Below are 12,178 nucleotides of genomic sequence, written 5' to 3'. Positions count from 1 at the left end.
GTAGCGGCGGCCCACGTCAACCCCGTTCGTGTCGGGCAGCCCGAGCCCGAGGTCGGCGCAAGGCCATCAGTTCCTGGCCAGTTCCCTGAGCGCGATGTTGAGTTCCAGGACGTTGACGCGCGGCTGGTCCAGGAAGCCGAGCGTGCGGCCCTGGGTGTGGTCCTTCACCAGCTTCTCCACCTGGGCGACGGTCAGGCCGTTCGCCTCGGCCACACGCCTGACCTGGATTTCGGCGTACTGCGGCGAGATGTCCGGGTCGATCGCGGAGGCCGAGCCGGTGACCGCGTCCTTGGGCACCTCGGACTCGGGGACGCCGTTGAACTCGGCGACCTGCTTCTTCGCCGCCTTGACGTGCTCGACGAGGGTGGGGTCACTCGCGCCGAGCTGGCTGGAGCCGGTGGCCAGCGGATCGTAGCCGCTGTGGGACGGCCGTCCCTGGAACCACTTGGGGTCCGGCTTGTCGGTGCCCTTGATGTTCCAGCTCTGGCCGATCAGCGAGGAGCCGACCTCCTTGCCGTCGACCTCGGCCATCGAGCCGTTGGCCTTGTCGTGGAAGGCGAGTTGGCCGATGCCGGTGACCAGGAGCGGGTAGAGGACGCCCGTCACCACGGTGAGGACCAGCAGCATGCGCAGGGCCGCCCACAGCATCCGCGCGGTGTTCGTAACGGAAGTGTTCATGTCCTTCACCCGATCCCGGGAATCAGCGAGATGAGCAGATCGATGATCTTGATGCCGAGGAACGGGACGACCAGCCCGCCCAGACCGTAGATCCCGAGGTTGCGGCGGAGCATCCGGTCGGCGCTCATCGGCCGGTAGCGCACGCCCTTCAGGGCGAGCGGCACCAGGGCCACGATGATCAGCGCGTTGAAGACGACCGCGGAGAGGATCGCCGATTCCGGCGACGACAGGTTCATGATGTTGAGCTTGTCGAGCGACGGATAGGCGACCGCGAACATCGCCGGGATGATCGCGAAATACTTCGCGACGTCGTTGGCGATGGAGAACGTCGTCAACGCGCCCCGGGTGATGAGGAGTTGCTTGCCGATCTCGACGATCTCGATGAGCTTGGTGGGGTTGGAGTCGAGGTCGACCATGTTGCCGGCCTCCTTGGCGGCCGACGTACCCGTGTTCATCGCCACGCCTACGTCCGCCTGGGCCAGCGCGGGCGCGTCGTTCGTACCGTCACCGGTCATCGCGACCAGTTTGCCGCCCGCCTGCTCCCGCTTGATCAGCGCCATCTTGTCCTCGGGAGTCGCCTCCGCGAGGAAGTCGTCGACCCCCGCCTCCTCGGCGATCGCCTTTGCCGTCAGCGGGTTGTCGCCCGTGATCATGATCGTCTTGATGCCCATGCGGCGCAGCTCCTCGAACCGCTCGCGCATGCCGTCCTTGACCACGTCCTTGAGGTGGATGACCCCCAGGATTCGGGTGCCCTGGTCGTCCTGGATTGCGACCAGCAGCGGCGTACCGCCCGCCTCCGAGATGCGGTTGGCGATCTCGTCGGCGTCCTCGGCGACCGTGCCGCCCTGCTCGCGCACCCAGGCGACGACCGAACCGGCCGCGCCCTTGCGGATCTTGCGCTCGTCGACGTCCACCCCGGACATACGGGTCTGGGCGGTGAAGGCGATCCACTCGGCGTGCGTCAGCTCGCCCTGGTGCCGCTCGCGCAGCCCGTACTTCTCCTTCGCCAGTACGACGACGGAGCGGCCCTCGGGCGTCTGGTCGGCCAGCGACGACAGCTGTGCGGCATCGGCCAGTTCGGCCTCTGTGGTGCCCCCGACGGGCACGAACTCGGCGGCCTGCCGGTTGCCCAGTGTGATGGTGCCGGTCTTGTCGAGCAGCAGGGTCGAGACGTCGCCCGCTGCCTCGACCGCCCTGCCGGACATGGCGAGCACGTTGCGCTGCACCAGCCGGTCCATGCCCGCGATGCCGATCGCCGACAGCAGGGCGCCGATCGTGGTCGGGATCAGGCAGACCAGCAGCGCGGTGAGCACGATCAGCGAGGTCTGCTTGTCGGCGCCCGCGTAGATCGCGAACGGCTTCAGGGTGACGACCGCCAGCAGGAAGACGATGGTGAGCGAGGCCAGCAGGATGTTCAGCGCGATCTCGTTCGGCGTCTTCTGCCGGGCCGCGCCCTCGACCAGGTTGATCATCCGGTCGATGAAGGTCTCGCCCGGCTTCGTGGTGATCTTGATGACGATCCGGTCCGACAGCACCTTCGTGCCACCGGTGACCGCGGACCGGTCACCGCCGGACTCGCGGATGACCGGAGCCGACTCACCGGTGATCGCCGACTCGTCGACGGAGGCGACGCCCTCGACGACGTCACCGTCGCCGGGGATGATGTCGCCGGCCTCGCACACGACGAGGTCGCCGACCCTCAGCTCCGTACCGGGCACGCGCTCTTCGGAGCCCCCGACGAGCCGGCGCGCCACGGTGTCGGTCTTGGCCTTGCGCAGGGTGTCCGCCTGCGCCTTGCCGCGGCCCTCGGCCACGGCCTCGGCCAGGTTGGCGAAAACGGTGGTCAGCCACAGCCAGGCGGCGATCGCCCAGCCGAACCAGTCCCCCGGTTCCTTGACGGCCAGCACCGTGGTGACCACCGAGCCGACCAGCACCACGAACATGACGGGCGACTTGACCATCACCCGCGGGTCGAGCTTGCGGAAGGCGTCGGGCAGTGACTTGACGAGCTGCTTGGGGTCGAACAGGCCGGCGCCGACGCGGCCTTCGGCCGGCTTGTGCCCGGTCGGTACGTCCTGGTGCGGTGCCCGGGTCGGGGTAACCGTGGACATCGGGTCCCCTTGCTTCTCGGTGTCGGTGGTCATGCCGCCAGCCCTTCGGCGAGCGGTCCCAGCGCGAGTGCCGGGAAGAACGTCAGACCGGTGACGATCATGATGGCGCCGACCAACAGGCCGGTGAACAGCGGCTTTTCGGTGCGCAGGGTGCCCGCGGTGACGGGGACGGGCTTCTGCTCGGCGAGCGAGCCTGCCAGGGCCAGCACGAACACCATCGGCAGGAACCGGCCCAGGGCCATGCACAGGCCCAGCGTCGTGTTGAAGAAGTCCGTGTTGGCGCCGAAGCCCGCGAAGGCGGAGCCGTTGTTGTTGGACGCCGAGGTGTAGGCGTAGAGCACCTCGGAGAAGCCGTGCGCCCCGATGTTCGTCATGGCGGCCTTGCCGTCCGGCAGGGCCATGGCCACCGCGGTGCCGATCAGCACCAGGGCGGGGGTGATGAGGATGTAGCAGGCGGCCAGCTTGATCTCGCGGGTGCCGATCTTCTTGCCCAGGTACTCGGGCGTACGGCCGACCATCAGACCGGCGATGAACACGGCGATGATCGCCATGACCAGCATGCCGTAGAGGCCGGAGCCCACCCCGCCGGGCGCGATCTCGCCCAGCATCATGCCCAGCAACAGGACTCCGCCGGACAGCCCGCTGAAGGAGTCGTGGAAGGAGTTCACCGAGCCGGTCGACGTCATGGTCGTCGACACCGCGAACAGTGAGGACGGGCCTTCACCGAACCGCTGTTCCTTGCCCTCCATCGCGCCGCCCGCCAGTTGCGAGGCGGTGCCCGGGTGGGCGTACTCGATCCAGGTCACCGCGACCACACCGAGGAACCAGATGATCCCCATGGCGGCGACGATGGCGTACCCCTGCTTGACGTTGCCGACCATCTTCCCGAAGGTGCGCGGCAGCGAGAACGGGATCACCAGCAGCAGGAAGATCTCCAGCAGGTTGGTGAAGCCGTTGGGGTTCTCGAACGGGTGCGAACTGTTGGCGTTGAAGAAGCCGCCGCCGTTCGTCCCCAGGTCCTTGATGGCCTCCTGGGAGGCGACCGCGCCGGGGCTGATGGCCTGCTTGTCGCCGGTCAGCGTGGTGATGGTGTGGATGTCGCCGAAGTTCTGGATGGCACCGGCCGCGATCAGCAGCACGGCCGCGACCACGGAGATGGGGAGCAGGATGCGGACGACACCCCGCACCAGGTCGGCCCAGAAGTTGCCCAGGTCCCCGGTACGGGAGCGAGCGAAGCCACGCACCAGCGCCACCGCGACCGCCATGCCCACGGCCGCCGACACGAAGTTCTGCACGGCCAGCCCGGCGGTCTGGGTGACGTGGCTCATCGCCGCCTCACCCGAGTACGACTGCCAGTTGGTGTTCGACACGAACGACACGGCTGTGTTGAACGCCTGGTCCGGGCTGATCGGCTTGAAGCCGAGGGACAGCGGCAGCTTGTCCTGCACCCGCTGCAGCACGTAGAGGAACAGCACGCTCACCGCGGAGAAGGCCAGCACGCCGCGCAGGTAGGCGGGCCAGCGCAGCTCCGCGTCCGGGTTGGCGCCGACCGAGCGGTAGATCCACCGCTCGACCCTGAGGTGCTTGTCGGAGGAGTAGACGGCGGCCATGTAGTCGCCGAGGGGGCGGTGCACCAGGGCGAGCGCGCCTATGAGTGCGGTCACCAGGAGCACGTCGGCAAGGACGGGGCTCATGGGCGTGCTCAGAACCTCTCCGGGAAGATCAGGGCGAGGACGAGATAGCCCAGCAGGGCGACGGCCACGACCAGGCCGGCTGTGTTCTCGGCGGTCACAGCTTCGCCACCCCCTTGGCGACGAGAACCACCAGCGCGAACACCGCGATCGTGGTGACGACGAAGGCCACGTCGGCCATCGCAAGCTCCTGGGTGAGGTACGGAGAACGGACCTCTAGAGGGAAGCGCCTTTTCCGGCGGCTGCGGCCGTCCTTGACGGCTCCCTTACGGCACCCCGGACACCTTTGACGCGCTCCATACGCCTCAGCTGAGCTCGGCGAAGGTCTCCACCGCGTAGGTCTTGCCGGTGACCACGAGGACGTCGCCCTTCTGGACGACCGTGTCGGCGGTGGCGTACGTGAAGTCCTCACCCGGGCGTTTGATGCCGACGACCGTGATGCCGTACTTGCCGCGGACCTGGCTCTGGGCGAGCGGGACGCCGGTGATGGTGTCGGGGGCGACGGTCTTGACCAGGGCGTAGTCGTCGTCGAACTCGATGAAGTCCAGCATCCGGCCGGTGACCAGGTGGGCGACGCGTTCGCCCATCTCGTGCTCGGGCAGGACGACGTGGTGGACGCCGAGGCGTTCGAGGATCTGGCCGTGCTGGCGGCTGATGGCCTTGGCCCAGATGTTGGGCACCTCGGCCTCCAGCAGGTTGGAGCTGACCAGGATGCTGGCCTCGATGTCGGTGCCGATACCGACGACGGCGCTGGTGAACTCGTGGACGCCGAGCTGGTGCAGCACCCCGGGGTCGGTGCAGTCGGCGACCGCCGAGTGGGTCAGGCCGTCGCTGTACTTCTGCACCAGGCGGGCGTCGGTGTCGATGCCGAGGACGTCCCAGCCGCGGCGCATCAGTTCGTTGGCCAGCGAGCTGCCGAAGCGGCCGAGGCCGATGACCGCGACCCGCTGGTCGCCGGCGTGCCGGGCATGCTGGTCGGCCGGGCGCTTGCGGCGGCGTCGGCGAAGGAAACGCAGGTAGTCAGCCAATGACGGGTCGCTCCTCGGGAAGTTCGTAGCGGCGTTTGCGCTCACGCAGGGCCAGCGCCGAGACCAGTGTGACCGGGCCGAGGCGGCCGATGAACATCAGCAGGACGAGGACGAGCTGCCCGGCGTCGGGGAAGTCGGCGGTGATGCCGGTGGACAGGCCGACGGTGGCGAAGGCGGAGACGACCTCGAAGAGGACGCCCTCGAAGGGCAGCGTGGTCATGCTCAGCAGGGCGAGCGTGGCGGTCATGACCAGGCCGACGCCGAGCAGCGCCACGGTCAGGGCCTGGCGCAGGACGTGCGGGGCGAGCCTGCGGCCCAGGACGGCGGAGTTGGGTTCGCCGCGTACCTCGGCGATGATCGCGACGGCCAGCACCGCGAACGTGGTGACCTTGATGCCGCCGGCGGTGCCCGCGCTGCCGCCGCCGATGAACATGAGCATGCAGGTCATCAGGAGCGTGGAGGCGTGCATCGCTCCGATGTCGAGGGAGTTGAAGCCCGCGGTCCGGGTCATCGCGGAGTGGAAGAACCCGTTCAGGAGCTTCTCGGGCCAGTCGTGCAGACCCAGGGTGCGGGAGTTGGTCCACTCCAGCAGGCAGGTCAGCAGGGTGCCGACGGCGAGCAGGCAGACGGTGGTGATCAGGGTCAGCCTGGTGTGCAGGGTCCAGTTGCGGCGGCCGGTGGTGCGGCGGCGGCGCCGGTGGCGGAGCAGTTCCAGGAGCACGGGGAAGCCGAGGCCGCCGAGGATCACGGCCACGGCGATCGGCAGGGCGACCCACGGGTCGTGGGCATAGCGGGTGAGGCTGTCGGCGTGCAGACCGAAGCCGGCGTTGTTGAACGCCGACACGGCGTGGAAGTAGCCGAGATGGACGGCGTCGCCGATGGGGGTGTCGTAGCCGAAGCGGAAGCGCAGGGCGAGGACGGCGCCGACCGCGAGTTCCACGATCAGGGTGGTGCCGGCCACGCCGAGCAGCACCCGGCGGACGTCCCCGATGCCCAGGCTCTTGGTCTCCGCCTGCGCGGTGAGCTGCATCCGCAGGCGCAGCCTGCCGGAGACCAGCAGGGCGAGCAGGGACGCCATCGTCATGATGCCGAAGCCGCCCACCTGGATCAGCGCGAGGATCACACCCTCGCCGAAGCCGCTCCAGTACGTGCCGGTGTCCACGACGGCCAGGCCCGTCACGCAGACGGCCGAGGTGGACGTGAACAGGGCGGGCACCAGCCCGGTGGCCGTACCGTTCTCGGCGGCGATCGGCAGCGCGAGCAGTGCGGTCCCGAGGGCGACGGCGGCGGCGAAGGCCACCACGACGGTGCGTGCGGGGTGCGCGGTGAACAGCGAATGGCGCGCCTGCGCGGTACGTCCTGCCACCGGCTGCCTCTCCTGGGTACGTCGATTCGTCAAGGATTGGTATGAACTTCGCCAGGAGCCCGTCAAACCTGGGCGGCCGTCACACTACCCCGCTGGGACGCGCGTCAGGTGTTCCTGTCGCGGCTCCCGAAGCGGAGTGTGCTCAGGGTGACGAGGACGGCCGCACGACCAGGCGCTATGCCGGATCGGACCGGCCCGCACATTGCCGGAGTCCGGCAATGTTCGGGCCCTCGGAGTGCGCGCCAAGAGCCTGTCAGTGCCGCGTCAAGGACGTGTAGGGTTCCTCGCGGTGTGCCGGGAAGCCTGGTCGGCGGTCTTGAGAGAACTCTCTTCGCTGATCGGGGGTCGTTGTCATGGTGCTCGTCGTGGTCTTCGGGGTGGCACTGCTCATAGCGGTGCTGTTGTCGGGCCTCGCGGCCCGGACCGTGTTGTCGACGTCGTTTCTCTTCCTGGTCGGTGGCGCGCTCGTCAGCGACGGGTTCCTCGGGCTGATCCACATCACACCGGACAGCGAGATCGTGTCCGTGACAGCCGATCTTGCCCTGTTCGCGGTGCTGTTCACCGACGGTATGCACGTCTCCTTCCCGAAGCTGCGGGACAACTGGCGCAACCCGGCCCGCGCGCTCGGGCTCGGCTTGCCGCTCGCGTTCGTCGGGATGGCCCTGATCACGCACTTCCTGGTGGGCCTGGACTGGACGACGTCCTTCCTCGTCGGCGCCGTCCTCGCGCCCACCGACCCGGTGTTCGCCTCCGCGATCGTCGGACGCAAGGAAGTCCCGTCGAAGCTGCGGCAGTTGCTGAACGTGGAGAGCGGCATCAACGACGGGCTCGCCCTGCCGGTCGTTCTCATCCTGATCGCCGCGGCCGGGCCGACCTCCGGACACGCCGAGGCTTCACTGGGGATGATCGCGCTGGAACTGGTCCTCGGACTGGTCTTCGGCGTCGTCCTGCCGTACGTCGTGATCGAGCTCGTACGGTTCCGGCTGCTGGGCGCCGAGCCCAAACTCCAGCCGCTGCTGCCACTCGCGATCGGCGTGATCCTGTACGCGGTCTGCCACCTCACGCACGCCAACCCCTACCTCGCCGCGTTCTCCGCGGGCGCGGTGCTCACGGCCCGCTCCATCGAGGCGAGGGAGGTGTTCGAGCCGCTCGGCGAGGCGCTGGCGGAGCTCGCCAAGTTCGCGGCCCTGCTGGTGTTCGGCGCGCTGCTGACGCCACAGCTGTTCGGTGACCTGTCCTTCGGCGGTTACGTGGTTGTGGTCCTCGCGATCGTGCTGATCCGCCCGGCCTCGCTGCTGCTGTCGTTGGTCGGTACCCGGTTCACCCGTCAGGAGAAGCTGGTCGCGGCCTGGTTCGGCCCGAAGGGCTTCGCGTCGGTGGTCTACGGGCTGCTGGTGCTGCAGGCCGGGATCCCGCAGGGTGAGGAGGCGTTCACGCTCATCGCCGTGTGCATCGCCGCCTCGATCATCGCGCACAGCTCCACCGACGTGCCGATCGCCCGCCTCTTCCACGTCGACGACCTGGCCGGCGTACCCGACGGCGACACCACACCTCGTACCGCGAAGGAGGCCGGCCGTGTCGGCGCGTGACCTCGCCGAGCCCTACCCCTACGTGACCACCGACGAGGACGCCACGCACGCGGCCCGGCGGCCGGCGCTGGAGGATCCGCTGGTCGCGGCCGTGACCCGCGCCCAAGGTTCAGACCCCCTGCGGTCGGGCCGGACGCGAGCGTCACGCAGATCGCGGCCCTCGTGACGCACACCCACAGCCCACCGGTCGCCGTCGTCGAACGCGACGGCGACCAGGCATGGGGGCGGGCGCCGTGACGGCCGCCCGCCTGATCGAACGACTTACCGGAGGATCGTGAACGGCTGGCAGAGCTGGGCGGCCATCATCGTCTTCGTCGCGACGTACGGCCTGATCATCAGCGAGAAGATCCACCGCGTGGGCGCTGCCCTCGGCGGCGCGGCACTGATGCTGGCGATCGGCGCGACCGACGACAAGTCCGCCTTCTTCTCCGAGCACAGCGGCATCGACTGGAACGTCATCTTCCTGCTCATGGGCATGATGATGATCGTCGGCGTACTCAAGAAGACGGGCATGTTCGAGTACCTGGCCATCTGGGCCGTGAAGCGGGCGCGGGCCAGACCTTTCCGGGTGATGGTGATGCTGATCGTCATCACCGCCGTGGCCTCCGCGCTGCTCGACAACGTCACCACGGTCCTGCTCATCGCCCCGGTGACGCTGCTGGTGTGCGAGCGGCTCGCCCTGCCCGCCGCCCCCTTCCTGATCGCCGAGGTGATGGCCTCCAACATCGGCGGCACCGCGACCCTCGTCGGCGACCCGCCCAACATCATCATCGCCAGCCGCGCCGGCCTGACCTTCAACGACTTCCTCGTCCACCTCGCCCCGCTGTCCGCCTTCCTGACCGTGGTGCTCGTCGTCCTGTGCCGCTTGATGTTCCGCAAGTCCTTCGTCTACGACGAGAAGCGCGCCGAGGAGGTCATGGCGCTGGAGGAGCGCGAGGCCATCCGCGACCCCCGGCTGCTTGTCCAGGGCCTGGTGGTGCTCGTCCTGGTCATCGCCGGATTCGTGCTCCACCCGGTCCTGCACTACGAGCCCAGCGTCGTCGCCCTGCTCGGCGCGGGCCTGCTCATCGCGGCCTCCAGCGCGGAGACCGGCGACGTCCTCGCCGAGGTCGAGTGGCCCACCCTCGCCTTCTTCGCCGGACTGTTCATCATGATCGGCGGCCTGATCGAGACCGGCGTCATCAGCGAGATCTCCCGGTCGCTCGCCGACGCCATCGGCGACAACGAACTCGGCGGCTCGATGCTGATGCTGAGCGCCTCGGCCGTGCTGTCCGGCATCGTGGACAACATCCCCTACGTCGCCACCATGGCCCCGATCACCGCCGACCTGGTACAGCACATGGGCGGCGGGAGTGACCACGTCATGTGGTGGGCCCTGGCCCTCGGCGCGGACCTCGGCGGCAACGCCACCGCCATCGGCGCCAGCGCCAACGTCGTCGTCCTCGGCATCGCCGAACGCAACCGCCGGCCCATCACCTTCTGGCAGTTCACCAAGTACGGCCTGGTCGTCACCGTCGTCACCGTGACGCTCTCGGTGCTGTATGTGTGGCTGCGCTACTTCGCCCTCGCGTGAGGGCCTTCGGCCCGTACGGCATGGCGATCGCCACCAGGGCGTACCCCAGTCCTGCCAAGAGACCCGGGCCCACGGTCCGGCTCAACGGTGCTCGGGGTTGTCCGCCCCCGGCCGGCAGCCGGCGTCCCACTCCGAGCGCTGGTTGCCGTAGGCCGGGATGCCCCCGGCGCGTTTGAGCATGGCTGCGAGGTGCATCAGGTTCCAGGTCATGAAGCTGGTGTTGCGGTTGGTGAAGTCGTTCTCCGGGCCGCCCGAATCGGGGTCCAGGTACGAGGGACCGGGGCCCGCGGCGCCGATCCAGCCCGCGTCCGCCTGCGGCGGGACGGTGTAGCCGAGGTGCTGCAGGCTGTAGAGGACGTTCATGGCGCAGTGCTTGACACCGTCCTCGTTACCGGTGATCAGACAGCCGCCGACCCGCCCGTAATAGGCGTACTGTCCCTCGGGGTTCAGCAGGCTGGAGCAGCTGTACGGGCGCTCGATGACCTGCTTGGTGACCGAGCTGTTGTCACCCAGCCAGATGGGCCCGGCCAGCACCAGGATGTCCGCGGCCATCACCTGTTCGTACAGTGCGGGCCAGGCGTCCGTGGCGAAGCCGTGCTCGGTCATGTCCGGGTAGACGCCCGGCGCGATGTCCTGGTCGACCGCGCGGACGAGCTCCGTGGTCACCCCACGCGCGTCCATGATGGCCCGGCTCTTGTCGATGAGTCCTTGGGTGTGGCTGAGCTGGGGGGACGGCTTGAGCGTGCAGTTGATGAAGAGTGCGCGCAGGTCGTCGAAGCGGTAGCCGTCCTCAGTCGACGGGGCGGGCGATGCTGCCATGGCGGGCTCCGGGGTGGAGAGCGGACAGGGCCGAGGGCGGGGAGACGGAATCCCCCGCCGCTCCGGCGGCAGCCTCTCGTGGAATTCGCGCGCTGTCCCGCTGCGACGCACCGGCACGACGGTGCTTTCCCCTGGCAACCGGCAGGTCGTCGTGCGCTCGCCTCCTGCCGCGGGGATCCTGGACGCGGCAGCAGGGTCCCGCGTTCCGGCCTGCGGAGGACAAAGCAGCACGATGACGATCGACGTGTCCGGCGTCGGCAAGGACCTGCGCGACATCGAGCACAGGCTCACCAGACCCTGGGAGGAAGCTTCATGGCGTACGACGAAGGACTGGCTGAACGAGTCAGACAACGGCTGGGCGCTGATCCGGATGTCACGGAGAAGCGCATGTTCGGGGGGATCGCCTTCCTGCACCGCGGCAACATGGCCGTGGGCGTGAGCGGCGACGATCTCATGGTGCGGGTCGGCCCCGACAACACCGACGCGGCCCTGGCCCGGCCCGGCACACGTGTCTTCGACATGACCGGCCGCCCGATGCGCGGCTGGATCCTCGTCGCCGGGGCCACTCTCACGGAGGATGACGCCCTCGGCGCGTGGATCGACGAGGGACGCGCCTTCGCCGAGAGCCTGCCGCCCAAGTAGTCACCGGGAGCGCCGCACCGGGATGCGTCACCCTTCAGTACCGTGATCGCCGGCTTGACGGCGGGGAAGCACGCCGCCCTCGCCGGTGGGGGCGCTACTGCCGGTCCCCCAGGCGAGCAGCGCGAAGCCCAGGGCGAAGCCGAGCATCGTCCATACGCCGCGTGGCCAGAAGATGTGACTGTCGACGAAGGACCAGCCGGCCGCGAGGAGCACTGTGGTGCCGGGCAGGATTCGGGCGCCGTACTTCGGGAACAGCGCGACCGCCGTGGCCACGATGGCGCCGATGAGGGCGTAGGCACCGGCCTGCCCGAGTGCCTCACCCGTGTCGTAGAGCGGGCGCTTGAGCGGCCCGAGGCTCGCTGTCTCGCCGGCGTGCTCGACCGCGGTTCCGGCCCCGATGCCGGCGACCGCGTCGAGACCGGTGTAGAAGGCCGCGTAGACGAAGGAACCCGCCCAGGCCACCACGGTGGCGAAGCCCACGAGGCCGAGCCGGGGCCGATGCCACAGAGGGACCAGGAGACCGACCGTGAGCAGGGGAAAGACCGGCAGCAGCGCTATGTGCAACTGCACCCAGTCCGCGGCCGTCGATCGGGACAGCCCGTGCGGATGCGCGATGCCCGCCGCGGCCAGCACGAGTGGGGCGGCGGTGACGAGGGCGATGCTTCGGATGGTCAACACGCC

Annotated in this window: 12 protein-coding genes; 4 read left to right on the top strand and 8 right to left on the bottom strand. The window is 69.0% G+C overall.

What is annotated here, in order from left to right; genetic code table 11:
- Positions 1-66: 66 nt before the first annotated feature.
- The 6 genes from kdpC to ABT063_RS35500 all read right to left on the bottom strand — a co-directional run bounded on the left by kdpC (position 67) and on the right by ABT063_RS35500 (position 6,874).
- Complete coding sequence (gene kdpC / locus ABT063_RS35525; protein ID WP_351064251.1) at positions 67-678, bottom strand: potassium-transporting ATPase subunit KdpC; 612 nt, start codon at positions 676-678, stop codon at positions 67-69.
- Between the two features lie 5 nt (positions 679-683).
- A complete protein-coding gene (gene kdpB, locus ABT063_RS35520) occupies positions 684-2,822 on the bottom strand; it encodes a potassium-transporting ATPase subunit KdpB (RefSeq protein ID WP_351064249.1) in 2,139 nt (712 codons plus the stop codon).
- On the bottom strand, positions 2,819-4,483 hold the full coding sequence (gene kdpA / locus ABT063_RS35515; protein ID WP_351064247.1) for a potassium-transporting ATPase subunit KdpA: 1,665 nt from the start codon (positions 4,481-4,483) through the stop codon (positions 2,819-2,821). The genes kdpB and kdpA overlap by 4 nt, the downstream gene beginning before the upstream one ends.
- Positions 4,484-4,491: 8 nt before the next feature.
- Positions 4,492-4,581, bottom strand: a complete 90-nt coding sequence (gene kdpF / locus ABT063_RS35510) for a K(+)-transporting ATPase subunit F (RefSeq protein WP_351064246.1) — start codon at positions 4,579-4,581, stop codon at positions 4,492-4,494.
- Between the two features lie 204 nt (positions 4,582-4,785).
- Complete coding sequence (locus ABT063_RS35505) at positions 4,786-5,508, bottom strand: potassium channel family protein (RefSeq protein WP_351064245.1); 723 nt, start codon at positions 5,506-5,508, stop codon at positions 4,786-4,788.
- Complete coding sequence (locus tag ABT063_RS35500) at positions 5,501-6,874, bottom strand: TrkH family potassium uptake protein (protein WP_351064244.1); 1,374 nt, start codon at positions 6,872-6,874, stop codon at positions 5,501-5,503. The genes ABT063_RS35505 and ABT063_RS35500 overlap by 8 nt, the downstream gene beginning before the upstream one ends.
- A 353-nt stretch (positions 6,875-7,227) precedes the next feature.
- Here ABT063_RS35500 and ABT063_RS35495 point away from each other — a divergent pair, with 353 nt between their 5' ends.
- The 3 genes from ABT063_RS35495 to ABT063_RS35485 all read left to right on the top strand — a co-directional run bounded on the left by ABT063_RS35495 (position 7,228) and on the right by ABT063_RS35485 (position 10,036).
- Entirely contained in the window at positions 7,228-8,463 is a 1,236-nt protein-coding gene (locus ABT063_RS35495) for a cation:proton antiporter (protein ID WP_351064242.1), read from the top strand.
- Entirely contained in the window at positions 8,450-8,629 is a 180-nt protein-coding gene (locus ABT063_RS35490; protein ID WP_351064241.1) for a hypothetical protein, read from the top strand. The genes ABT063_RS35495 and ABT063_RS35490 overlap by 14 nt, the downstream gene beginning before the upstream one ends.
- 108 nt (positions 8,630-8,737) lie before the next feature.
- Entirely contained in the window at positions 8,738-10,036 is a 1,299-nt protein-coding gene (locus ABT063_RS35485) for an ArsB/NhaD family transporter (RefSeq protein WP_351064239.1), read from the top strand.
- Positions 10,037-10,117: 81 nt separating this feature from the next.
- Here the strand turns inward: ABT063_RS35485 and ABT063_RS35480 are convergent, their stop codons facing one another.
- Positions 10,118-10,855: a flavodoxin family protein gene (locus tag ABT063_RS35480; RefSeq protein WP_351064237.1), complete on the bottom strand. Its 738-nt coding sequence runs from the start codon at positions 10,853-10,855 to the stop codon at positions 10,118-10,120.
- Positions 10,856-11,167: 312 nt separating this feature from the next.
- Here ABT063_RS35480 and ABT063_RS35475 point away from each other — a divergent pair, with 312 nt between their 5' ends.
- Positions 11,168-11,497, top strand: a complete 330-nt coding sequence (locus ABT063_RS35475) for a TfoX/Sxy family protein (protein ID WP_351064235.1) — start codon at positions 11,168-11,170, stop codon at positions 11,495-11,497.
- A 27-nt stretch (positions 11,498-11,524) separates the two neighbouring features.
- On the opposite strand, the gene ABT063_RS35470 is transcribed toward ABT063_RS35475, so the two are convergent.
- On the bottom strand, positions 11,525-12,175 hold the full coding sequence (locus ABT063_RS35470) for a hypothetical protein (RefSeq protein WP_351064233.1): 651 nt from the start codon (positions 12,173-12,175) through the stop codon (positions 11,525-11,527).
- Positions 12,176-12,178: the final 3 nt, after the last annotated feature.

It is taken from the genome of Streptomyces sp. NPDC002838 (assembly GCF_040295365.1).
Taxonomy (GTDB): Bacteria; Actinomycetota; Actinomycetes; order Streptomycetales; family Streptomycetaceae; genus Streptomyces.
This window is presented reverse-complemented; position numbering and strand designations above follow the sequence as displayed.

Coding starts and splice junctions, on each gene's coding strand:
- kdpC (WP_351064251.1), bottom strand. CDS start 678: ATGAACACTTCCGTTACGAACACCGCGCGGATGCTGTGGGCGGCCCTG.
- kdpB (WP_351064249.1), bottom strand. CDS start 2,822: ATGACCACCGACACCGAGAAGCAAGGGGACCCGATGTCCACGGTTACC.
- kdpA (WP_351064247.1), bottom strand. CDS start 4,483: ATGAGCCCCGTCCTTGCCGACGTGCTCCTGGTGACCGCACTCATAGGC.
- ABT063_RS35495 (WP_351064242.1), top strand. CDS start 7,228: ATGGTGCTCGTCGTGGTCTTCGGGGTGGCACTGCTCATAGCGGTGCTG.
- ABT063_RS35480 (WP_351064237.1), bottom strand. CDS start 10,855: ATGGCAGCATCGCCCGCCCCGTCGACTGAGGACGGCTACCGCTTCGAC.
- ABT063_RS35475 (WP_351064235.1), top strand. CDS start 11,168: ATGGCGTACGACGAAGGACTGGCTGAACGAGTCAGACAACGGCTGGGC.